20 protein-coding genes are annotated in these 22,286 nt (G+C 66.5%); 13 read left to right on the top strand and 7 right to left on the bottom strand.

All coding sequences use genetic code 11. The features are described from left to right. Positions 1-95 precede the first annotated feature (95 nt). A complete protein-coding gene (upp, locus tag AC5P7S_RS04480) occupies positions 96-728 on the bottom strand; it encodes a uracil phosphoribosyltransferase (protein ID WP_005416149.1) in 633 nt (210 codons plus the stop codon). A gap of 217 nt (positions 729-945) precedes the next feature. On the opposite strand from upp, the gene AC5P7S_RS04475 reads away from it, so the two are divergent. Genes AC5P7S_RS04475 through AC5P7S_RS04460 form a run of 4 tightly spaced genes read left to right on the top strand, consistent with a single transcriptional unit; the run spans position 946 to position 6,563 of the window. After that, positions 946-3,459 (top strand): TonB-dependent receptor, encoded by a 2,514-nt coding sequence (locus tag AC5P7S_RS04475; RefSeq protein ID WP_428993461.1) that lies wholly within the window; start codon positions 946-948, stop codon positions 3,457-3,459. Beyond that, positions 3,459-4,574 (top strand): NHL repeat-containing protein, encoded by a 1,116-nt coding sequence (locus tag AC5P7S_RS04470; protein WP_095377443.1) that lies wholly within the window; start codon positions 3,459-3,461, stop codon positions 4,572-4,574. Before AC5P7S_RS04475 ends, AC5P7S_RS04470 begins: the two co-directional genes overlap by 1 nt. 14 nt (positions 4,575-4,588) lie before the next feature. Further along, entirely contained in the window at positions 4,589-5,938 is a 1,350-nt protein-coding gene (locus AC5P7S_RS04465) for a purple acid phosphatase family protein (protein WP_242014783.1), read from the top strand. Positions 5,939-5,948: 10 nt separating this feature from the next. Next, complete coding sequence (locus AC5P7S_RS04460; protein ID WP_095377441.1) at positions 5,949-6,563, top strand: inorganic diphosphatase; 615 nt, start codon at positions 5,949-5,951, stop codon at positions 6,561-6,563. Positions 6,564-6,582: 19 nt separating this feature from the next. Here AC5P7S_RS04460 and AC5P7S_RS04455 read toward each other — a convergent pair whose 3' ends face one another. Next, entirely contained in the window at positions 6,583-7,167 is a 585-nt protein-coding gene (locus AC5P7S_RS04455; protein WP_095377440.1) for an SMI1/KNR4 family protein, read from the bottom strand. A 109-nt stretch (positions 7,168-7,276) separates the two neighbouring features. On the opposite strand from AC5P7S_RS04455, the gene AC5P7S_RS04450 reads away from it, so the two are divergent. Continuing rightward, positions 7,277-8,692, top strand: coding sequence for a cryptochrome/photolyase family protein (locus AC5P7S_RS04450; RefSeq protein ID WP_095377439.1), 1,416 nt, complete (start codon positions 7,277-7,279; stop codon positions 8,690-8,692). A 139-nt stretch (positions 8,693-8,831) separates the two neighbouring features. Continuing rightward, positions 8,832-9,527: a YiaD family glycine zipper/OmpA-like lipoprotein gene (locus AC5P7S_RS04445; RefSeq protein ID WP_005416156.1), complete on the top strand. Its 696-nt coding sequence runs from the start codon at positions 8,832-8,834 to the stop codon at positions 9,525-9,527. A 202-nt stretch (positions 9,528-9,729) separates the two neighbouring features. Here AC5P7S_RS04445 and AC5P7S_RS04440 read toward each other — a convergent pair whose 3' ends face one another. Continuing rightward, a complete protein-coding gene (locus tag AC5P7S_RS04440; RefSeq protein ID WP_005416157.1) occupies positions 9,730-10,761 on the bottom strand; it encodes a LysR family transcriptional regulator in 1,032 nt (343 codons plus the stop codon). Positions 10,762-10,908: 147 nt separating this feature from the next. Here AC5P7S_RS04440 and AC5P7S_RS04435 point away from each other — a divergent pair, with 147 nt between their 5' ends. The 6 genes from AC5P7S_RS04435 (at position 10,909) to AC5P7S_RS04410 (ending at position 18,733) form a co-directional block, all read left to right on the top strand. Next, positions 10,909-11,136, top strand: a complete 228-nt coding sequence (locus AC5P7S_RS04435) for a hypothetical protein (protein ID WP_049414419.1) — start codon at positions 10,909-10,911, stop codon at positions 11,134-11,136. Next, a complete protein-coding gene (locus AC5P7S_RS04430) occupies positions 11,133-11,903 on the top strand; it encodes an SDR family NAD(P)-dependent oxidoreductase (protein ID WP_053499154.1) in 771 nt (256 codons plus the stop codon). Before AC5P7S_RS04435 ends, AC5P7S_RS04430 begins: the two co-directional genes overlap by 4 nt. Before the next feature lie 91 nt (positions 11,904-11,994). Continuing rightward, complete coding sequence (locus tag AC5P7S_RS04425) at positions 11,995-13,218, top strand: efflux RND transporter periplasmic adaptor subunit (protein WP_095377438.1); 1,224 nt, start codon at positions 11,995-11,997, stop codon at positions 13,216-13,218. Positions 13,219-13,345: 127 nt separating this feature from the next. Beyond that, the gene (locus AC5P7S_RS04420; protein WP_019338348.1) at positions 13,346-16,516 is read left to right on the top strand and encodes an efflux RND transporter permease subunit; all 3,171 of its coding nucleotides are present in this window, start codon (positions 13,346-13,348) and stop codon (positions 16,514-16,516) included. Positions 16,517-16,580: 64 nt separating this feature from the next. After that, positions 16,581-17,318, top strand: a complete 738-nt coding sequence (locus AC5P7S_RS04415) for an SDR family oxidoreductase (protein WP_005416162.1) — start codon at positions 16,581-16,583, stop codon at positions 17,316-17,318. Continuing rightward, complete coding sequence (locus tag AC5P7S_RS04410) at positions 17,312-18,733, top strand: efflux transporter outer membrane subunit (protein ID WP_053499146.1); 1,422 nt, start codon at positions 17,312-17,314, stop codon at positions 18,731-18,733. Before AC5P7S_RS04415 ends, AC5P7S_RS04410 begins: the two co-directional genes overlap by 7 nt. A 42-nt stretch (positions 18,734-18,775) precedes the next feature. On the opposite strand, the gene AC5P7S_RS04405 is transcribed toward AC5P7S_RS04410, so the two are convergent. Next, the gene (locus AC5P7S_RS04405) at positions 18,776-19,153 is read right to left on the bottom strand and encodes a VOC family protein (RefSeq protein ID WP_005416164.1); all 378 of its coding nucleotides are present in this window, start codon (positions 19,151-19,153) and stop codon (positions 18,776-18,778) included. A 142-nt stretch (positions 19,154-19,295) separates the two neighbouring features. On the opposite strand from AC5P7S_RS04405, the gene AC5P7S_RS04400 reads away from it, so the two are divergent. Further along, positions 19,296-19,559: a hypothetical protein gene (locus AC5P7S_RS04400; protein ID WP_032954098.1), complete on the top strand. Its 264-nt coding sequence runs from the start codon at positions 19,296-19,298 to the stop codon at positions 19,557-19,559. A gap of 19 nt (positions 19,560-19,578) precedes the next feature. Here AC5P7S_RS04400 and AC5P7S_RS04395 read toward each other — a convergent pair whose 3' ends face one another. The 3 genes from AC5P7S_RS04395 to hchA all read right to left on the bottom strand — a co-directional run bounded on the left by AC5P7S_RS04395 (position 19,579) and on the right by hchA (position 22,258). Continuing rightward, the gene (locus AC5P7S_RS04395) at positions 19,579-20,436 is read right to left on the bottom strand and encodes an endonuclease/exonuclease/phosphatase family protein (protein WP_005416166.1); all 858 of its coding nucleotides are present in this window, start codon (positions 20,434-20,436) and stop codon (positions 19,579-19,581) included. A gap of 240 nt (positions 20,437-20,676) precedes the next feature. Continuing rightward, positions 20,677-21,381, bottom strand: a complete 705-nt coding sequence (locus AC5P7S_RS04390) for a PA1136 family autoinducer-binding transcriptional regulator (RefSeq protein WP_005416167.1) — start codon at positions 21,379-21,381, stop codon at positions 20,677-20,679. Between the two features lie 4 nt (positions 21,382-21,385). Further along, complete coding sequence (gene hchA / locus AC5P7S_RS04385) at positions 21,386-22,258, bottom strand: glyoxalase III HchA (RefSeq protein WP_005416168.1); 873 nt, start codon at positions 22,256-22,258, stop codon at positions 21,386-21,388. Positions 22,259-22,286: the final 28 nt, after the last annotated feature.

The raw sequence follows: 22,286 nt of genomic DNA, 5'->3' as shown, positions 1-22,286 counted from the left end.
ACGGGCGTTCACGTGACGCGGCGAAGCGGGCCGGCGAACGGTTGTCGGGTCAGAGCACTCTCCTGCGGAGAGGGATCCGACCACGGTTCGCCGGATCAGCCGACGCGAGTGCCGAAGATGCGGTCACCCGCGTCGCCCAGTCCGGGCAGGATGTAGCCCTTGTCGTTGAGCTGGGCATCGATGGCCGCAGTGTAGATTTCCACGTCCGGATGGACGGCCTTCACTGCTTCGATGCCTTCGGGCGCGGCCACCAGGAAGATGCCCTTGATGCGACGGGCGCCGGCGCGCTTGAGCATGTCGATGGTGGCGATCAGCGTGCCGCCGGTGGCCAGCATCGGGTCGAGGATCAGTGCGTCGCGCTCTTCCAGGCGGCCGGTCAGGCGCTCGAAGTAGGGTACCGGCTGCAGGGTTTCTTCGTCGCGCTGCAGGCCGACCACGCTGACACGGGCGGCCGGAATCAGCGACAGCACGCCGCTGAGCATGCCCAGGCCGGCACGCAGGATCGGCACCACGGTGATCTTGGCGCCGGCAATGCGCTGCACCGTCACCGGGCCGGCCCACCCGGCCAGGGTGTGCGGCTCGGTATCCAGGTCGGCGGTGGCCTCGTAGGCCAGCAGCGTACCCAGCTCGTTGGCCAGTTCGCGGAAATCCTTGGTGCTGAGCGCAGCGTTGCGCATCAGGCCGATCTTGTGCTGCACCAGCGGGTGGCGCACTTCGACGATCTTCATGGTCGGGAAGGGGAATAGGGAGAGAGGCCGCCATTTTGCCGGATTGGCGGGGCGAAGCCCAAACCGGGCCCGGGGCCGCTGTACATGAATTGTGCAGAGGCATGTCACGGCCATGCAACCTTGCGGACATACCGTGCAGACCCATTCTTAACAGGAATGGGGATTCCCAGTGCATATCAAGACTCCGTTGGCCGTTGCCATCACCCTGACCCTGGCGATGGGGGCCGCCGCCCCGCTGCAGGCCGCCGGGCAGCAGGCGGTAGCCGCCACCGGCGCCGTGGCGGCCGACGCGGTCGACCTGGACCGTATCGAGGTGCGCGCCCAGCTCGAATCGCAGATCCGCGCGGTCGACCTCAAGCGCGGCAGCGACGCCATCGAAGACGCGGTGTCCTCCGATGCCCTGGGCCAGTACCCGGACAAGAACGTGGCCGAGTCGCTGCAGCGCCTGCCGGGCATCAGCGTGACCCGTGACCAGGGTGAGGGCCGTTTCGTGGTCATCCGTGGCCTGGACGCCAATCTCAACAGCGTCAGCGTGGATGGCATCGCCGTGGGCACGCCGGAGGATTCCAGCCGTGCCGCGCCGCTGGACGTGATCCCGTCCGATTCCACCGAACGCCTGCGCGTGGTGAAGTCGCCGACCCCGGACATGCCCGGTGATGCCATCGGCGGTGCCGTGCTGGTGGAATCGGCCTCGGCCTTCGACCGCGACGGTCGCAGCCTGCGTGGCAAGATCGAGGGCAGCCACCAGCAGCTGTCCGGGGAGACCAGCCCGAAGGCGGCCTTCAACTACAGCGAAGTGTTCAACGACACCTTCGGCGTGGCGCTGGGCGTGAACTACCAGAAGCGCCGGTTCGAGTCGGACAACACCGAAGTGGAGTACGACGGCGAGGACGATGCCGCCCCCGGTGACGTGACCGCGATCAACCTGCAGCACCGTAAGTACGAGATCGAGCGCAAGCGCATCGGCGCCAACCTCAACCTCGACTGGCGGCCGGACGAAGACAGCAGGTACTACCTGCGCACGCTGTACAGCCAGTTCGACGATGCGGAGACCCGCCAGCGCGTGATCTTCAACTTCGACGACGCGAAGATGGTCAAGACCGGCACCGACCAGTACCGCCTGGATGGCATGCCGAAGGACTCGATCGACAAGCGCATGCGCTACCGCACCAAGAAGGAAAACACCTTCGCGGCCAGCCTGGGCGGCGAGAACAAGTTGACCAACGCCGTGGTTGATTACCGGATCGGCTACACCCGTACCGAAGAGCGCGTGAACGACGAGATGGAGGCGCGTTTCAAGCTCAACGGCAAGGCGTTCAACGGCAGCCTGGACCAGAGCAGCCGGCTGCCCAGCTACAGCTTCGACAACCCGCAGTGGCTGGACAACAGCAATTACGCGTTCGACCGCTTCGTGCTATCGCCCAAGCAGGTGAACGACAAGGAGCACAGCGCGCAGGTCAACGTGCGCTTCGACGGCGACAGCAGCAGCATCAAGTTCGGTCTGCTCGGCCGCTGGCGCGACCGCGACGTGAATGTGGATGAGCGCGAACTGCGCGTCGGCCCGAAGGTGGCGCTGGCGGGCTGGACCACCTCCTCGCCCGAACATCGCCACGGCAACTTCGGCGACGGCATGGATTCGGCGGCGATGCGTGCCTTCTGGGCGGCCAATGGCAGCCAGTACAGCGCCCGCCCGCAGGACGTCGGCGGCAATGCGATGACGTCGCTGGAAGAGGATTACGTGGCCAGCGAAGACATCTTCGCCAGCTACGCCATGGGTACCTGGGACGTGGGCGCGCTGCGCCTCATCGGCGGCGTGCGCGTGGAGAACACCCGCTTCAAGGCGATCGGCAACCAGGTGGACGTGGCCGCCAACGGCCGCAGCTTCACCGTCACCCCGCGCGTGGCCAACAGCAGCTACACCAACGTGCTGCCGGGCCTGCACCTGCGCTATGACGCGGCTGATGACTGGGTGCTGCGCGCCTCGGCCAACAAGACCGTATCGCGCCCGTCCTTCGGCGACGTCTCGCCGCGCGTGGGTTACAGCCGTGGTGACGAGGAAGTGCGCCTGGGTAACCCGGAACTGGATCCGTACGAGTCGAAGAACATCGACCTGTCGTTGGAGAAGTACATCGGCAGCAGCGGCATCGTTTCGCTGGGCCTGTTCCACAAGTCGATCGATGGCTACATCGTCGAAACCGTGCGCACCAATGATCCGGCCTACGGTGGATTCGATGTGACGCAGCCGATCAATGGTCGCAAGGCCACCGTGCGTGGTGCGGAGTTCAACTGGCAGCAGCAGCTGGCCTTCCTGCCGGACGGCCTGGATGGCCTGCTGGTCGGCGCCAGTGGCACCTGGCTGGATACAAAGTTCGATGCCGGCATCAAGGACCGTGCGGGCGAGGACTTCACGCTGCCGCGCGCTTCCAAGCATGTCTACAGCGCACACATCGGCTATGAAAAGTATGGTGTAAGCACGCGCCTGGCGGCCGTGTACCGCAGCGAGTACCTGGACAGCATCGGCAAGGGGCGCGCATTCGACATCTACGTGGCACCCAACACCCAGCTCGATTTCTCGCTTGACTACAAGTTCACCCCGCGCGTGAGCGTGTACTTCGAGGCGCAGAACCTGCTGGACAAGCCGTTGGAGCTGTACCAGGGCACCCGTTCGCGCACCCTGCAGCTGGAAGAGTACGGCCGCACCTATGCGCTGGGCCTGAAGGTGGCGCTGTGATGGGGCGTGGCGTCACTGTCCTGGCCGCCGCGCTGGCGGCTACGCTGGTCGCCGGCTGCACGCCGGCCACCGGCAACGATCCGGTTGCGGGAGCGGCCTCGCCGGCCGCCAGTGGCGAGCGCAAGGTTGCCACCATCGCCGAAGCGTTCCTGTCACCGATGACCCCGGCCGACAACATCGACTCGCCGGCGGCCTGGCGCGCGCCGGACGGCGTACTGTGGCTGATCGCCACTGCCAAGGCCACCGACAAGCTGGTGGTCTACGACGGCAGCACCGGCCAGCACCTGCGTGACGTCGGCAGCAGCGGCACCGCACCGGGGCAGTTCGACCGCCCAAACGGCATCGCGGTGACCGACGACCTGCTGTGGATCGTGGAGCGCGACAATCACCGCGTGCAGGTACTGCGCCTGCCGGACTTCGCGCCGCTGGCGACGTTCGCGGCGGACGACCTGCGCAAGCCTTACGGGCTGTGGGTCGACCGCCGTGCCGATGGCTACAGCGTCTACGTCACCGACTCCTGGGACAACGGCGAGGATGCACAGGGGCGCGACATCCTGCCGCCGCTGGCCGAGCTGGACAAGCGCGTGCGCCAGTATCACGTGACCCGCAATGGTGAGAAGGTCGACGCGAAGCGGGTGGCCAGCATCGGCGATACCACCGAGACTGGTGCGCTGCGCGTGGTCGAGTCGATCTGGGGCGATCCCGAGAACGACCGCCTGCTGATCGCCGAAGAGGACGAGAGCTACGCCAGCGAGTTCAAGGTCTACACCCTCGCGGGCCGCTTCACCGGCACCACCTTCGGCCGCGACGTGTTCAAGGCACAGGCCGAAGGCGTGGCCCTGCGCACCTGCGGCAAGGATGGCTGGTGGATCACCACCGAACAGGGCAAGCAGCGCAGCGTGTTCCATCTGTTCGACCGGCACACGCTGAAGCCGGTCGGCGCGTTCCAGGGCAATACCGTGGCCAACACCGATGGCATCTGGATGATGCAGCAAGCCAGCACGCGCTTCCCGCACGGTGCGCTTTATGCCGTGCATGACGACCAGGGCGTGGTGGCGTTCGACTGGGAGAGCATCGCCAAGCAACTGGCGTTGCCGCTGGAGTGTGGCGCATGAGCCGGCAGCGCGTGATGCGCACGCTGGCCCTGGGTCTGCTGCTGGCGCTGCCGTCGCTGTCGTTCGCGGCGGCTGAGCCGAATACCCAGGTGCCGGCAGGTAGCCGCCACTACGCAGCGACGACGGTGCCGGACCGCATCGTCGCCTCGCCGGCGGTCGATCCCAGCCATGGGTTCGCAGTGGCCTGGCGCACCGATGGCAGCGTGCAGGCGCCGCTGCTGGAGATCGCAATGGCCGCAGATTCGCCGGCCATCGAAGGCATCCGCCAGGTTCGTGCGACGACCCGCGCGCTGCAGACCGAGAACGGCCTGTCGCACCACCATCGTGCAGATATCGATGGCCTGCAGCCGGATACCCAGTACGTCTACCGTGTGCAGGGAAACGGCAGTTGGAGTGCATGGAACCAGCTGCGCACGCTGGCTGCCGCCGACCAGCCGCTGACCCTGCTTTACTTCGGCGATACCCAGAACAAGAACGTCAGCCATGTCAGTCGCGTGGTGCGTGCCGCGCAGAAGGCCGCACCGCAGGCACGCATGAGCCTGTTTGCCGGCGACCTGGTCAGCGGCGGCGACAACATGGATGACAGCGAGTGGGGCGAGTGGTTTGCTGCCGTCGGCTGGCTGGCGCAGGAAACGTTCGTGGCGCCGGCCATAGGCAATCATGAGTACTTCGAGGAATTCGAGGACACCCCGCAGGAGCGCCGCGTGCTGGGCCGCCACTGGCCGGTCACGTTCGCGTTGCCGGGCAATGGTGCCAGCGCTGCGCAGCAGAGCAGCTACTGGTTCGATGCGCAGGGCGTGCGCGTGGCCGTGGTAGACGGCACATCGGCACTCGACCTCGGCACCGCTACGGCACAGGCACAATGGCTGGACAAGGTGCTGACCGGCAATCCGCAGCCGTGGACCATCGTGTTGCTGCACCAGCCGTTCTACTCGCCGCGCGAAGGGCGCGAGAACGCCGCGTTGCGTGACGCACTGTTGCCGGTGGTACGCCGCCACAACGTCGATCTGGTGCTGCAGGGCCACGACCACACCTATGGCCGCCGTGGCGAAGGGCAGGCCGCAACGCCGCAGTACGTGGTGACTGTAGCCGGACCGAAACAGTACCGCGTGTCCGATGAGGCGCGCAGGACGATGAACCCAGTGGCCGAAGACACCCAGTTGTTCCAGGTGTTGAACATCGACCCGCAGCGCCTGCGTTATGAAGCGCGCACCGTGACCGGCCGTCTCTACGATGCCTTCGAACTGCGCCGCGATGCCAAGGGGGGGAAACAGCGCATGGAGCTGACCGAAGGCCGCATCACGCAGCGTGGCTGCCCGCGTGCGCACACTGCCAAGGGCCGCGCCGATCGCTGCTGGGAATGAGGAGATCCAGATGAAAACCGTACGCCGTCTTGTCCCCATGGCTGCCATCGGCGGGGCCCTGCTCCTGCTCGCGACAGCGGTGACCGCTGCCGATACCGTGCTGCATCCGTTCCTGGTGGCCCAACCAAGGGAAGCCCCGCAGGAAATGAATCTGGCGGTGGAGATTCCGGCCGGCAGCTTCACCAAGTACGAGATCAAGGAAGACGGCCTGGTGCATGTGGACCGCTTCCAGTCGATGCCGGTCGCCTATCCGGCCAACTACGGTTCGATGCCGCGCACGTTGGCTGGCGACAACGATCCGCTGGACGCGCTGGTGCTGACCCGTGAACCCCTGCATCCGGGCGTGATCGTACGCTTCCGGCCGATCGGCTACCTGAAGATGATCGACGGCGGCGAGCATGACGAGAAGATCATCGGCGTACCGACCGACAAGGTTGACCCGACCTACGCCAACATCCGCGACCTGGCCGATCTGCCGGAGATCGAAAGACAGCGCATCGAAGCGTTCTTCCGGGTCTACAAGGACCTGCCGGTCGGGAGCAACCCGGTGCAGCTCAACGGTTGGGGCAACGCCGCCGAGGCGCGGGCGCTGATCAGCGAAGCGATGAACCGCTTCGAAAGGTAGATCCACGCCATGCGTGGATTCAGTCCAGCAACGTCTCGATGAACGATTCGGCCTGCAGGCGGTCGCCCAGTACCTGGGCCACCGCCTGTACGGCTGCCTCCTGGTGTTCAGGACGGATGCCGCCATCGTCATCGTCGTTGTAGAGGTCATCGCCGGCATCGAGGTACACCGTACCCGCTGCAGCCAGAGCCGCCATCAGGGTCGGCACGTCGGCAGTCATTTCGACGGCATCCAGCAGGCCGGCACCGTGATGGCTGAACAGCACACGGCCGTCGTCCAGATCGAGGATGAACGGATCAGCGCTGCGATCGGCAATCACCAGCCAGTTCGAGGGCCAGTCGTTGATCCGTTCGCCGCTGATGCCATGCCATCGATAGCCGGCCTGATGGCTCCACAGGCGTTTCAGCGGCGGTATCCAGACATCAAGGCCGGGAACGGTGATGCCGGCGGTGCCTACCCGGGCATTGATCTCTTCGCCCAGCGGCCCGACCTGCGCGTAGAAGCGTGCCAGTACCGGGGGCAGCGGGAACGGGCCCTGCCAGTCACGCTCGTGCTGGGCATGCAGCAGCCCGAAGCGGGCGAATGAGGCGTGCAGATCATCCATGTCAGAGTCCAACGGGCAGCGGCCATGCAGCCTAGCAGACGGCGTCTGCGCGCATCGCCTTCACCACCGCTGGCTATCATGGCCGCCTTCCACAACGAAGGCATTGCCTGTGTCGGTAGCGTTGGTATGGTTCCGTCGTGATCTGCGGCTGCAGGACAATCCGGCCCTGCAGGCCGCGCTGGACGCGGGCCACGATGTGGTGCCGGTCTACGTCCACGCGCCGCACGAGGAGGGCGAGTGGGTGCCCGGTGCTGCCTCCGATGCGTGGCGCCACCGTTCACTGACCGCGCTGGATGCGGACCTGCGCGCGCGCGGCTCGTCGCTGGTGCTGCGCAGTGGTGACAGCCTGCCGGCCCTGCAGTTGCTGATCGAGCAGACCGGCGCCGAGGCGGTGTACTGGAACCGCAAGTACGAGCCGGCCACCCAGCCTCGCGACGCTACCATCAAGCGCACGCTGCGCGAGCAGGGCGTCGACGCGCAGAGCTGCAATGGCAGCCTGTTGTTCGAGCCCTGGGACATCGCCACCCAGCAGGGACAGCCGTACAAGGTGTTCACGCCTTACTGGCGCAACGTGCTCAGTCATTGGCGCCTGCCGGCACTGCAGGCCGCACCGGAGGCACTGGCGCCGCACGCGGTCGACAGCCTCGCACTTGATGATCTCCAGCTTGCACCGACGCTGGATTGGGATACCGGCTTCTGGGAGTACTGGCAGCCGGGTGAAGCCGGTGCGCTGGAGGCGCTGTCGGTGTTCGAGGACGGCGCCTTGCGCGGTTACCGCGAGCAGCGAGACCTGCCGGACCGCGTGGGCACCTCGCGGCTGTCGCCGCACCTGCATTTCGGCGAAATCGCACCCTGGCGCATCGCGCATGCGCTGGAAAGACTGCGCAGTGCCGGCACCGATGCCGACATCGACGGCTATCTGCGGCAACTGGGCTGGCGTGATTTCGCCTACCACCTGTTGCATCACTTTCCGAAGACGCCCACGGACAACCTCAATCCGCGTTTCGACCGCTTCCCCTGGGCGGCACCGACTGCAGCGCAACTGCACGACTGGCAGCGCGGCAACACCGGCGTGCCGATCGTTGATGCCGGACTGCGCGAGCTGTGGCACACCGGCTACATGCATAACCGGGTGCGGATGATCGTGGCCAGCTACCTGTGCAAGCACCTCCGCGCGCACTGGCTGCATGGCGCGCGCTGGTTCTGGGACACCCTCGTCGATGCCGACCTGGCCAACAACACGATGGGCTGGCAATGGGTGGCCGGGACCGGCGCCGATGCCGCGCCGTACTTCCGGGTGTTCAACCCGGTCACCCAGGCCGAGAAGTTCGATCCGCAGGCCCGCTACATCAGCCGCTGGGTGCCCGAGCTGGCGGCACTGCCGGTGAAGGCGCGGTTTGCGCCGTGGCAGCATCCCCTGCTCCTGGCAGCACACGCGCCTGACTATCCACGCACGCCGATGGTGGACCTGGCTGAGGGCCGCGACGCTGCGCTGGCGGCATACCGCCAGTCGGGGGCGGGGTAAAGGGTGACCCGAGCGATCCGGTCAGTTAGCTGAACGCGGCCCTGTCGGCGCACCGGATCATCATCCCGACATCGCATTCGGCTGTTTATTCTCTCTGCGCCCGCAAGCCGCCGGCCGACCGGAAACCAAGGAGAACCTCATGATCCGCAACACCACCCGCAACGTCGCACTGGCCCTGATGAGTGCGGCCGTCCTGTCGGCCTGCGCCACCGGCGGCTCCTATGTGCAGAGTGACCAGTACGGCAACCCGACCGAACAGCAGAACCGGACCGGCCGCAACGCGCTGATCGGTACGGCCATCGGCGTGGCGGCCGGCCTGCTGACCGGCGACAGTGCTACCGAGCGGCGCCAGCACGCGCTGATCGGTGCCGGTATCGGCGCACTCAGCGGTGCCGCCGTCGGCCAGTACCAGGATCGCCAGGAACGTGCACTGCGCGAGCGCACCGCCAACACCGGCATCGATGTGCAGCGCCAGGGCGACAACATCATGCTGAACCTGCCGGACGGCATCACCTTCGACTTCGGCAAGGCGACCCTGAAGCCGCAGTTCTATGGCTCGCTCAACGGCGTGGCCGGTACGCTGCGTGAGTACAACCAGACCATGATCGAGGTGGTTGGCCACACCGACAGCATCGGCAGCGACGCAGTCAACAATCGCCTGTCGAAGGAACGCGCCGACTCGGTCGCGCAGTACCTGATCGGCCAGGGCGTGCAGAGCGTGCGTATCGAAACGCTGGGCGCCGGCAAGGCGTACCCGATTGCCGACAACAGCACCGATGCCGGCCGCGCCAAGAACCGCCGCGTCGAGATTCGCGTGATTCCGCTCAAGCAGTAACGCGTAGCGTTACTGCTTGAGCCGGTCCGGCCATCGGCCGGAACGAAAATGCCGCCCTTGCAGGCGGCATTTTTGTGGGTGCCGAGCGTTGCTCGGCACGCCGACAGCGCATGCAGAGTCGAGCCGGGCTCGACTCCCTCTGCAAGCCATGCCGGCCAAGGTCGGCATCTACCAAGAGATGGATAAGCGCTCTTGTTGCAGGTTACGCCGCCGAGGCGGCCACCTTCTCCAGTATCCGCTTGCCACTGCTTTCCAGCGCGGCATCTTCCTGTGCCTTCTGCTGCTGTGCCAGCTTCGCGCCGGGGCACTGCGCCAGCATGTAGTTGGCATCGAAGTTGAGCTTCTCGACCAGGAAGTCGACAAACGCACGCACCTTCGGCGAGACCAGGCGGCCGCCGGCGAACACGGCATTGAAGTCCACTTCCGGGCCGGTCCAGCCGGCCAGCACGCGGCGCACCATCCCCGATTCGACGAACGGCTTGGCCATCACATCACCGGTCAGCAGCAGGCCTTCGCCACAGACCAATGCACCATTCAACGCAGACATGTCGTTGGCGGTCATCAGCGGGGTGACCGGGAAATCGCGCAGCTCGCCGCCGTTCTCGCCCAGCTGCCAGGTGAAGCGCGGCGAATTGCCGGTGTGGTACGGCTTGCGCATTGCCAGGATGCGATGGAACTGCAGCTCTTCCGGATGCAGCGGTTCGCCATAGCGCTCAATGTAGGCCGGACTGGCGAACACCTGCGTGCGCAGGCTGCCCAGCTTGCGCGCGACCAGATTGGAATCGGGCAGGGCACCCACGCGCAGCGCCAGGTCCGCTTCACCGGCGATCAGGTCCAGCTTCTCGTTACCCATGTGCATGTCCAGGCGGATCTCTGGATACTGCGCATGGAACTGGCCCAGCAGCGGCGCAATCCAGGTGATGCCGATCGAGTAGGGCACAGTGAAGCGCAGCCAGCCGCGCGGGCCGGACTGCAGCTGGCTCACCGCGCTTTCGGCCTCTTCAAGCTCGCGTGCGATGCGCTGGCAATGTTCGTGATAGATCGAACCGGCTTCGGTCAGGCCGAGGCGGCGCGTGGTCCGGTGCAGCAGGCGCGCGCCCAGGCGCGTTTCCAGCTCCTGCACTTTGCGGCTGACCGTGGTCTTGGGCAGGCCGAGCGATTTGGCAGCGGCAATGAAGCTGCCTTGCTCGACCACTTTGACGAAGATCAGCGTCTCGTTGAGATCGTGGGACATGGTCGGGGATCCTGGACGTCGGGGATGGGACAATCGTGACAGAACGATTGGACCGGGAGCGGGATGATTATTCCCCTTAATCAGGACTAATCAAGTAAAGGTTTGGGGTCTATCGTGGCGCCATTCGTTAATTGGAGCCCGTCCGCCATGAGCCTGCGCAACATTCTTGCTCGACTCCGGAACGCCGGCCAGAACACCCTGGACCTGGCGATGACCGTCGAAGCCCGTCCGAGTTCCTTGGTACACAAGGACTTTCGTGAGTTTACCGCGCCCATGCGTCAGCAGCGTGGCGGTGCCATCCGCCTGGTCCCGCACAAGGGCGACCGCCTGCGTCGAATTGGGACTATCCCGGATTTGGGAGGAAATGTCCCGTGAATGGGATACTGACGCCCGAAGTCCTGGTCCTTGGCGGTACCGGTGCCGTCGGCCAGGGCGTGGTCGGCGCGTTGCTGGAAGCCGGCAGCCCGGTGCTGGTGGTTGGCCGCGATCCGGGCCGGCTGGCCGCGCTGCATGAGCAGTTCGCGGATGAGCCCGGACTGGAGACGCTGCTGGGCTCGCTCAGCGACGACGGCTCGGCACGCGCGTTGGCCGAGCGCATCGCGCAGCGCCCGCGTCCGCTGGCGGCGGTGATCGCGGCAATGGGTGGCCCCTACCGTCGCGGCCGGGTGATCGACCGCAACGGCGACGAGCTGCTGGGCGCGATGCAGGCCGACCTGATGCCGCACGTGCACGCCGTGCGCCACCTGCTGCCGCTGTTGCAGGACAACGTGCATGCGCGCCGCTACGTGATGATCGGCAGCCCGGCCAACGCCAAGCCCTGGGCGGGCTACGGCGAGACCTCGATCACCACCGCCGCACTGCGCATGTACGCGCAGGTGGTGCACCAGGAAGCGCAGGCGCTGGGCGTGCGCGCGCAGATGCTGGAAGTCTGCAGCCCGGTGTGTACCCCGGCCAACGCGGCCAATGCCTGCATCGAGTGGCCCAGCTCGCTGCTGGTCGGTCGTCGTGTGGTCTCCCTGCTTGATGGGTGCCGCGACAACCGCGCCATCGTCCGCTGCGACAGCAGCGATGCCGAATTGCCGCGTGGCCTGCTGCACCTGGAAGTTCCTCCGCTTTGGCGCGACACCGCAGGCATCGCTTGACCTCGACCATGGTTGAGGTCGCAGTATTCGCCGCCGATTTTTGCAACACGTTCCCATATAGCTGTACCACCCCTCCGTACGGATGCATGCCATGACTTCCCCCAATACCACCCCACATCGTTTCGGACATCGCATTGCGATGGCCGGCGTGTCGATCCTCGCCGCGGCCGTGCTTGCAGCCTGCAGCGGCGGCCATGCCGAAGAAGCCGGTGCACCGCCGCCGCCGCAGGTCAGCGCCGCGCCGGTACTGGTCAAGCAGGTCAGCCAGTGGGACGAGTTCAGTGGCCGCGTCGAAGCGGTGCAGAGCGTTGAACTGCGTCCGCGCGTGTCCGGTTACATCGACAAGGTCAACTACGTCGAAGGCCAGGAAGTGAAGAAGGGCGAAGTGCTCTTCACCATCGACGCGCGCAGTTACCAGGCCGAGTACGATCGGGCGGCCGCCGAACTGGCCCGCGCCCGTACCCAGGCCACGCTGGCCCGCAGCGAGTCCGAGCGCGCCAAGCGGCTGTCCGAGCAGCAGGCGATCTCCACCGAGACCGCCGAGCAGCGCCGTGCGGCTGCCGACCAGTCCGGCGCCGCCGTGCAGGCCGCGCAGGCAGCATTGGATGCAGCCCGCCTCAATCTTGAGTTCACCAAGGTACGGGCACCGATCGACGGCCGTGCCGGCCGCGCGATGGTCACCGCCGGCAACCTGGTCACCGCCGGCGACAGCGCCAGCGTGCTGACCACGCTGGTCTCGCTGGACACGGTGTTCGTCTACTTCGATGCTGACGAAAGCACCTTCCTGCGCTACGCCCAGATGGCACGCAAGGGCGAGCGCCCGAGCGAGCGTGACAGCGCGCTGCCGGTGAAGGTCGGCCTGTCCGGTGAAGAAGGCTATCCGCACACGGGCAAGGTCGACTTCCTCGACAACCAGGTGGCCCGCAGTACCGGGACCATCCGCGTCCGTGCGCTGCTGGACAACGCCGATCGCCAGTTTACGCCGGGCCTGTTCGCCCGCGTGCAGCTGCTCGGCAGCGGCCAGTTCCAGGCCCTGCTGATCGACGACAAGGCCGTGCTGACCGACCAGGACCGCAAGTACGTCTACGTGGTCGACAAGGATGGCAAGGCCCAGCGCCGTGACATCCAGCTCGGCCGCACCGCCGATGGCCTGCGCATTGTCGAGCACGGCCTGGCCGCCGGCGACAAGGTGATCATCGACGGCGTGCAGAAGGTCTTCATGCCGGGCATGCCGGTGCAGGCCAAGGCCGTGGCGATGCAGCCGCAGGCTGCGCCGGCACCTGGCCGTGATGCCACCGCTGCGCTGAACCACTGATCCGCCCGCTCCTGATCCGCGTCCCCGCTTAGCTGCCGGCGCCAGCGGCAGCCTTCCCTGCCTTCGTCGTATCGACGAGGGGCAGGGTGGCTGTTGCCCGCCGAATGCCTTTCCCAGGAATTCCTCCATGGACTTTTCCCGTTTCTTCATCGACAGGCCGATCTTCGCGGCGGTGCTGTCGATCGTGATCTTCGCCGCAGGTCTGATCACGATTCCAATCCTGCCGATCAGCGAGTACCCCGAAGTGGTGCCGCCGTCGGTGGTCGTGCGCACGGTCTATCCGGGCGCCAACCCCAAGGTCATTGCCGAGACCGTCGCCACACCGCTCGAAGAGGCCATCAACGGCGTCGAAGGCATGATGTACCTGAAGTCGGTGGCCGGCTCGGACGGCGTGCTGCAGATGACCGTCACCTTCCGCCCGGGCACCGACCCGGACGCGGCGGCGGTGAAGGTGCAGAACCGCGTGGCGCAGGCGCAGGCGCGGCTGCCCGAGGACGTGCGCCGGCAGGGCGTGACCACGCAGAAGCAGTCGCCGACCTTCCTGATGGTGGTGCACCTGACCTCGCCGCAAGGCAAGTACGACACCCTGTACCTGCGCAACTACGCGCGCCTGCACGTCAAGGATGCGCTGGCGCGTATTCCGGGCGTGGGTGACGCGCAGATCTTCGGTGGCGGCGACTACGCCATGCGTGCCTGGCTGGATCCGGACAAGGTGGCTTCGCGCGGCCTGACCGCCAGCGACGTGGTGCGCGCCATGCGCGAGCAGAACGTGCAGGTTTCGGCCGGCCAGCTCGGCGCCGAACCGCTGCCGGACAGCAAGTTCCTGACCCTGATCAATGCCCAGGGCCGTCTGAAGACCGAAAAGGAATTCGGCGACATCGTGCTCAAGAGCGGCACCGATGGCGAGATCGTGCGCCTGTCCGACGTGGCCCGCCTGGAACTGGGTGCGGGCGACTACACCCTGCGCTCGCAGCTGGACGGCAAGAACGCGGTGGGTATCGGTATCTTCCAGTCGCCGGGTGCCAACGCGCTGGAAATCCGCGATCAGGTCATCTCGACGATGGACGAGATGCAGAAGACCATGCCGGCCGATGTGAAGTACGAAGCGGTGTATGACACCACCATCTTCGTGCGCGACTCGATCAAGGCCGTGGTTTCCACGCTGCTGGAAGCGATCGCCCTGGTGGTGCTGGTCGTGATCCTGTTCCTGCAGACCTGGCGTGCGTCGATCATTCCGTTGATCGCGGTGCCGGTGTCGGTGGTGGGTACGTTCGCCGCGCTGTACCTGCTGGGCTTCTCGATCAATACGCTGAGCCTGTTCGGCCTGGTGCTGGCGATCGGCATCGTGGTCGACGACGCGATCGTGGTGGTGGAGAATGTCGAGCGCAACATCGAGGAAGGCCTGTCACCCACCGCCGCAGCCCACCAGGCCATGCGCGAAGTGTCCGGCCCGATCGTGGCGATCGCGCTGGTGCTGTGTGCCGTGTTCGTGCCGATGGCCTTCCTGTCCGGTGTCACCGGCCAGTTCTACAAGCAGTTCGCTGTCACCATCGCTATTTCCACGGTGATCTCGGCGATCAACTCGTTGACCCTGTCGCCGGCCCTGGCCGCGCGCCTGCTGAAGGCCCATGGTGCGCCGAAGGACGGCCCGAGCCGCCTGATCGACCGCCTGTTCGGCTGGGTGTTCCGTCCGTTCAACCGCTTCTTCAAGTCCAGCTCGGAGAAATACGAGCGTGGCGTGGCCCGCATCCTCGGCCGCCGCGGTGCGGTGTTCGTGGTCTACGCGATCCTGCTGGTCGGTACCGGCGTGATCTTCAAGCTGGTGCCGCCGGGCTTCATCCCGACCCAGGACAAGCTGTACCTGATCGCCGGCGTGAAGCTGCCGGAGGGCTCGTCGATCGCGCGCACCGATGAAATGCTGCGCAAGGTGGCCAAGATCGCCCAGGAAACCGACGGCGTGGCCCACACCATCTCGTTCCCGGGCCTGAACGCGCTGCAGTTCACCAACACGCCCAACACCGGCGTGGCGTTCATTCCGCTCAAGCCGTTCGCCGAGCGTCATGGCCGTACCGCTGCGCAGATCAATGCCGAGATCAACCAGAAGATCGCGGGCCTGCAGGAAGGCTTCGCGTTCGCGATGATGCCGCCGCCGATCCTCGGCCTGGGCAACGGCAACGGCTACCAGATGTTCATCGAGGACCGCGGCAACCTGGGTTACGGCGCGCTGCAGAATGCGGTGCAGGCCATGCAGGGCACCGTCGCGCAGACCCCGGGCATGGCCTTCCCGATTTCCAGCTACCAGGCCAACGTGCCGCAGCTCGATGCCGAGGTGGACCGCGTCAAGGCCAAGGCACAGGGCGTGCAGCTCACCGAGCTGTTCGACACCTTGCAGACCTACCTGGGTTCGGCCTACGTCAACGACTTCAACCAGTTCGGCCGCACCTGGCAGGTGATCGCCCAGGCCGATGGTCCGTACCGCGAGACGGTCGAAGACATCGGCAAGCTGCGGACCCGCAACGACCGCGGCGAAATGGTGCCGATCGGTTCGATGGTCACCATCAAGCAGACCTTCGGCCCGGACCCGGTGCTGCGCTTCAATGGCTATCCGGCAGCGGACCTGGCCGGTGAAGCCGATCCGCGCCTGCTGTCCTCGGCCGAGGCGATGAACAAGCTGACCGAGATCGCCGGCAAGGTGCTGCCGGTGGGCATGACCACCGAATGGACCGACCTGAGCTACCAGCAGGCGACCCAGGGCAAGGCGGCCTTCATCGTGTTCCCGGTGGCGATCATGCTGGCCTTCCTGGTGCTGGCCGCGCTGTACGAGAGCTGGTCGCTGCCGCTGGCGGTGATCCTGATCGTGCCGATGACCCTGCTGTCCGCGCTGTTCGGCGTGTGGTTGACCGGTGGTGACAACAACGTGTTCGTGCAGGTCGGCCTGGTGGTGCTGATGGGCCTGGCGTGCAAGAACGCGATCCTGATCGTCGAATTCGCCAGAGAGCTGGAGATGGGCGGCAAGGGCATCGTTGAAGCGGCATTGGAAGCCTGCCGCCTGCGTCTGCGCCCGATCGTGATGACCTCCATCGCGTTCATCGCCGGCACCGTGCCGCTGGTGTTGTCGCACGGTGCAGGCGCCGAAGTGCGCTCGGTGACCGGTATCACCGTGTTCGCCGGCATGCTGGGCGTGACCCTGTTCGGCCTGTTCCTCACCCCGGTGTTCTACGTGGCCCTGCGCAAGTTCGTCACCCGCAACGGTGGTGGACAGCTGGTGCAGCACGGCGAGCCGACCATCCACCACTGATATGGAACCCCGTCGCCGCCGGTCATTGGCCGGTGGCGGCTTTCCCCTCACAAGGCATGCATCCATGAACACCCATCAGAACAAGATCGCGCTGGTCACCGGCGCCACCCGTGGCATCGGCCTGGAAACTGTGCGCCAGCTGGCCCAGGCTGGCGTGCACACGCTGCTGGCCGGTCGCAAGCGTGAGACCGCCGTGGAGCTGGCACTGAAGCTGCAGGCTGAAGGCCTGCCGGTCGAAGCCCTGCAACTGGACGTGACCGACGCGGCCAGCATCGCCGAAGCGGTCGAGCAGGTGCGCCAGCGCCATGGTCGTCTCGACATCCTGGTCAACAACGCCGGCATCATGATCGAGAACCCGGCGCAGGCACCGTCGGAACAGTCACTCGATACCTGGAAGCGCACTTTCGATACCAACGTGTATGCGCTGGTGGCGGTCACCCAGGCCTTCCTGCCGCTGGTCAAGCAGGCCAAGTCCGGGCGCATCGTCAACGTATCGAGCATGCTCGGCTCGCAGACCCTGCACGCCGACCCGGCGTCGGGCATCTACGATTTCAAGATCCCGGCCTACAATGCCTCTAAGGCGGCGGTGAACAGCTGGACCTTGAGTCTGGCCTACGAACTGCGCAATACCCCGATCAAGGTCAACACCGTGCATCCGGGTTACGTGAAGACCGACATGAACGGCGGCAACGGCGAAATCGAAATCAGCGAAGGCGCACGTTCCAGCGTGGAAATGGCGTTGATCGGTGAATCCGGCGCCAGCGGCAGCTTCACCTACCTGGGCGAGGTGCTGCCATGGTGATCCGCACGTTGGCGATGGCCGTCTCCAGCCTGGTGCTGGCGGGCTGTGTCAGCGTCGGCCCGAATTACAAGGCCCCGGTGCAGGAACCGGTGGTCCTGCAGGGTGCACAGCAGCCGGTGTTCAGTACCGCTTCGCCGGTCGCCAGCTGGTGGGCGCAGTTCGATGATCCGGTGCTGGAACAGCTGGTGCACGGCGCACTGTCGGACAACCTGGACCTTCGCGTGGCCGTGGCCCGCGTCAGCCAGGCCCGCGCGGTGTTCGTGGAAAGCCGCCTCGACCAGGCTCCGCACGTCACCGCTGGCGGCAGCTACGACCGCCGCAAGCAACCCGATCCGCAGCTGGGTGGGCAGCGGGTGTTCAGTGAAAGCTACCAGCTCGGCTTCGACGCCGGCTGGGAGCTGGATCTGTTCGGCCGCAAGCGCCGTGCTGCTGAAGCCGCACGCGCCGACCTCGGTGCCGAGCAGGCCAACCTGGCCGATGCGCAGGTCCTGATCGCCGCTGAAGTGGCGCGCAACTACTTCGAGCTGCGCGGTACGCAGAAGCGCATCGCGGTGGCCCAGCACACGCTGGAAAACCTGCGCGATACGCAGAAGCTGACAGAGGCGCGCTGGCAGCTGGGCGCAGGCAGCGAGCTGGATGTGCAGAGCAGCCGTGCCCGCCTGAAGGCGATCGAGGCTGACATCCCGTTGCTGGAAGTGGCCGAGGCGCAGTCGCGCAACCGGCTGGCCGTGCTGCTCGGCCAGCGCCCGGAAGTGCTGACTGACATGCTCGCGCCGCACGACGTACCGGCCTTCGCCAAGGCACTGCCGCTGGGCGATACCCGCGAACTGCTGCGCCAGCGTGCCGACGTGCGCGTGGCCGAGCGTCGCCTGGCGGCTGCGACCGCACGCGTGGGCGTGGCCACGGCGGACCTGTTCCCGCGGTTGTCGCTGTCCGGCTTCGTCGGGTTCCTCGGTGGCGATGCCAGCGGCCTGGTCAATGGCAACAACAAGGCCTGGTCGCTGACCCCGTCGCTGAGCTGGGCGGCATTCGACTTCGGCACCGTGCGTGCACGCCTGCGCGCCAGCAAGGCTGAAGCCGAAGGCGTGGCCGCGCAGTATGAGCAGGCGGTACTGCTGGCCCTGGAAGACACCGAGAACGCGCTGACCCGCTATTCCAAGCAGCAGGCACGGTTGGCGATCGTGGTCGAGCAGGCGCAGGCGGCACGGCGTGCCGAATCGCTGGCGCAGATCCGTTATCGCGAGGGCTCGGAGGACTTCCTGACCCTGCTGGATGCGCAGCGCACGCAGCTGGCAGCCGATGATGCGTTGGCGGCGGCCGAGTCCGAGGTCAATGTCAGCGTGGTGGGCGTGTACAAGGCGCTCGGAGGCTGGGGGCAATCACCGCAGCAACCGAGCGTGGCGCAGGTGCAGTGACTCCGGGGGGACGGAGGCCGTGGCTTCCGTCCCCTTGCTCTTTCAGGGCCACTGATTGGCCGGCACCTCGCGCTCGCGCATGCGCACGATGCAGAAGCGATGGCCGGTCGGTGCTTCCATTACCCACCAGCGCTTGACGAAGCCTATCCGTCGCGCGCCGAGCTTCTCCAGGCGGTCGGCCTCGGCATCGATGTCGTCGCTCTCGATGTCCAGATGCACCCGTGACGGGTGATCGACCCGCTGGACTTCAACGTCCAGGCCCGCCGGTGCGCCCAGCAGGTCGGCATACTCGGCGCCTCCTTCGGCACGCGCCGCCTGTGCCTGCAGACCGAGCGCGGCGGCCCAGAAACGGGCGCCTTCGTCGGCGGGAAGGTCCTGGCAGTCGATGATGAATCCTGCCAGCCGGCTCTGGTGTGCCATGTGCTGCTCCGCAGTTCGAGGGGTACGCGGCAGGGTAGCGCGGTGCATTCCGCGTACGTCTTCACCTTCGTGACGTTTCTGACTCTGCCGGATTGCGGGCTCGCCGTGTAACTAGTGGGTCAGGCACTCGGGAGGACAGGCAATGGCGGACGGAAGGCGGGATACACAACGGATGTTGTACGGCGATCCGGGTCCACCGGGTGCGGGTCTGTCAGTGGCGGTCGTGGTGCTGCTGGTGCTGGCGACGATGGCCGCAGCGGTCGGTTTCCTGCGCCTGCAGGATTCGATGCTGGGGCTGGGCCTGATCGGCGTCGCCGTGTTCCTGGCGATAGGGGCCCGCATCTGCCAGGCGCGCGATCAGCATCAGGCCCTGTATCGCCTGCTGTCGCGGCAGCCGCCGCTGTAGCTGCGGCTGCCGTGCGGGGTCAGTGCTTCGGCCAGTCCAGTTCGACCACCAGCGGGAAATGATCCGATGGCAGCACGCCATCGATGCGGCGGTCATCGGTCAGGAAGCTGCGCGCGCGGAAACCGCGCACCAGCACCCAGTCCAGCTGCGCGGTGGCCTTGCCAGTGAAATCGTGGAAGGTCAGTCGCGGGCCCTGCGGTGTCTTCACCTGGGCACGGGTGTCGTGCAGTACGCGGGTGAATGCCTTGTAGGTGTCGCCGCCGGGTTCGCTGTTGAAGTCACCGGTCAGCACCACCGGCAGGTCGGCCGCCAGGCCGGCCACGCGCCTGCCGATCAGCTCGGCACCCTTCACCCGGCGTGGTTCGTCCTCGTCGCGGTAGGGCAGGTGGGTATCCATGAAATAGAAGCGGCGGCCGTCATCGATGCGGCGGAACAGCGCCCAGGTGACCATGCGTGGATACAGGTTGCCCCAGGTGATGCTGCCGGGCACATCGGGCGTATCAGACAGCCAGAAGTTGCCTGATTCCTCGATCGCCAGCACCTTGCTGTCGTAGAACACGCCCATGTGCTCGTCGCCGCTGCCGCCGCGGCGGCCCTCGCCGAACCAGCGGTATCCGGGCAGGTGCTGGGCAAGGTAATCGGCCTGCTCCTGCACCAGCTCCTGGGTACCGATCACCGCTGGGTGCGCGTCGAGGATGACCTTCACCATCGCATCGCGACGGTCGGGCCAGCGCTTGCCGGGTTCGGTATCGGCCGGGGTGCGCACATTGAACGACATCACCTTCAACGGCGCAGGGGCTGCGGCCCAGGCGCTGGTCAGAGGCAGGGCAAGCGCCAGCAGCGCAGACAGCGCGGGGCGACGGAAACGCGACAACATCGTGGAATCCCTCCATTCCATGAAAACGGTTTCACAGAGCATGCCACGAATGCGAGGGCAGCGTTATGCAGGGATGGGTGGCTCGCGGATGCCGGGCGGGCGATGAACGCCCCGCCCGGTGGACCGCGCACCGGCGATCACGGGTCGTAGCTCATCCCGTCGCCTGCCTTCTGCAATCGCGCAGATGCACAGGGCGTATGCCGCACGCTGATCAGGCAGCAGGAAGTGCCTCCATCCTGATCAATCTTCAATCTCGCCACGGCGGCCTGCCGCGCGCACTGCCTGCGCGGTGGTGGCCACGCCCAGTCGTTGCCGCGCTCGCCGCAGGTGGTTCTCAACGGTGCGCGCAGACAGCCCCAGCGTGGCCGCTATCTCTGCCTGGCGCCGTCCAGCGGCGACCCAGCGCAGCACCTCGCGTTCGCGTGCGCTCAGCGCGCCCGCGCGGATGTCGGCCGGCGCTTCGGCAAGCCGCCGCGCCGCGCGGAAGACTGACGTGCCGACCATTTCAAGCAGCAGGCGCGCGCTGGCGGACGCATCAATCGAGGTGCCGGCGAAACTGACCGCACCCTCCAGACCGGTCGGGCCGAACACCGGCACCTGCAACCCATGCAGGCCATCGCCGCGAGGCTGCTTCACCACCTGGTAGCGCTCGCCACGCACGCCGTCGCGCTTGCTCCAGAAGAACGGCGCATTGCTGTCCAGCACATGGCGGTTGACCGGACAGGCGTGCAGGTAGCGGGCGAGTCCGCTATCGCTGCCGTCGCCGAACCAGTCACCTTCAATCCAGTACACACGCTGTGCGTCGCGCTCCAGCCCGGTTCCGGTGGCAAACACCAACAGGCGGTCGTAGCCCAATGGTGAGGCGGCGGCGCGCAGCACGCCGCCCACCGCCGGCAATGACCGCGCCTGTTCCAGTTCCAGCAGCGCGGGCACCAGCGCAGGCATTGGCTCAGCGCCCCGCCAGCGCATCGAGCAGCGTACGCGCGGCCAGCTTGCCCAACGCGTTGCCGGCCAGCGGACTGTCGCCGGTCAGCAGCAGGCGATCCTGCAGTACGCTGCCATCGATGCCCTCATTGACGATCTGCACCCCCTGCTGGGCCAGCCGTTCACCGAAGAACCAACGCAGCTGCCCGGGCATGTAGCCGATCCCCGGTGTCTGCCGGTCCATTGCGTCGGGGAAGGCACAGATGCGGTAGCCACGGAACAGCGAGGCACCCTCGGCTTCGTCGACGCCCGCCGCCAGCAGCGCCGCCGGGCCATGGCAGAGGGTGATGATGTGGCGCTGCTCGGCCATGGCCCATTGCAGCGCGGCCTTCACCGCCGCGCTCTCCGGCAGGCCGATCAACGCGCCGTGCCCACCGGGAATGAAGACGGCGGCGTAGTCCGAATCGGCGCCGAGGCCGGCCACCACCTGGTCCAGCTGCAACGGCTGGCGGAAGCGTTCCTGGTAGCGTTCGTACAGGGCGCCGATCTCGCTGTCCTCGTGTGGGAAGGCCCACCATTCGAACTTGACGGCGTTGCCGGACAGCGTCGCCACGTCGATGTCGAAGCCGGCCTTGTCCAGGTGGTACATCGGCAGCAGGGTTTCCACCGGATGGTTACCGGTGGAGAACAGGTGGCCATTGGCGGTCGGCAGATAGCGCTCGTCGGCGGCGATCATCAGCACCTTCCAGCGGCCATCGCGGCGCGCATCCGGATAGTCGGCGCCGGACAGGTCGCTCTTGGGCGAGGTGAACTGCGACAGCGAATACGGCGACGGGAAGAAGGCATCGCGCTCGGCCGGATCGGGGCTGGGCTGGCGGCTGGGCTCTTGCGTGTTCATGCAGACCTCCGTTGGGGGAAAGTGAGCC

The sequence above is a fragment of the Stenotrophomonas sp. YJH_SMC_32 genome (genome assembly GCF_059369975.1).
This window is presented reverse-complemented; position numbering and strand designations above follow the sequence as displayed.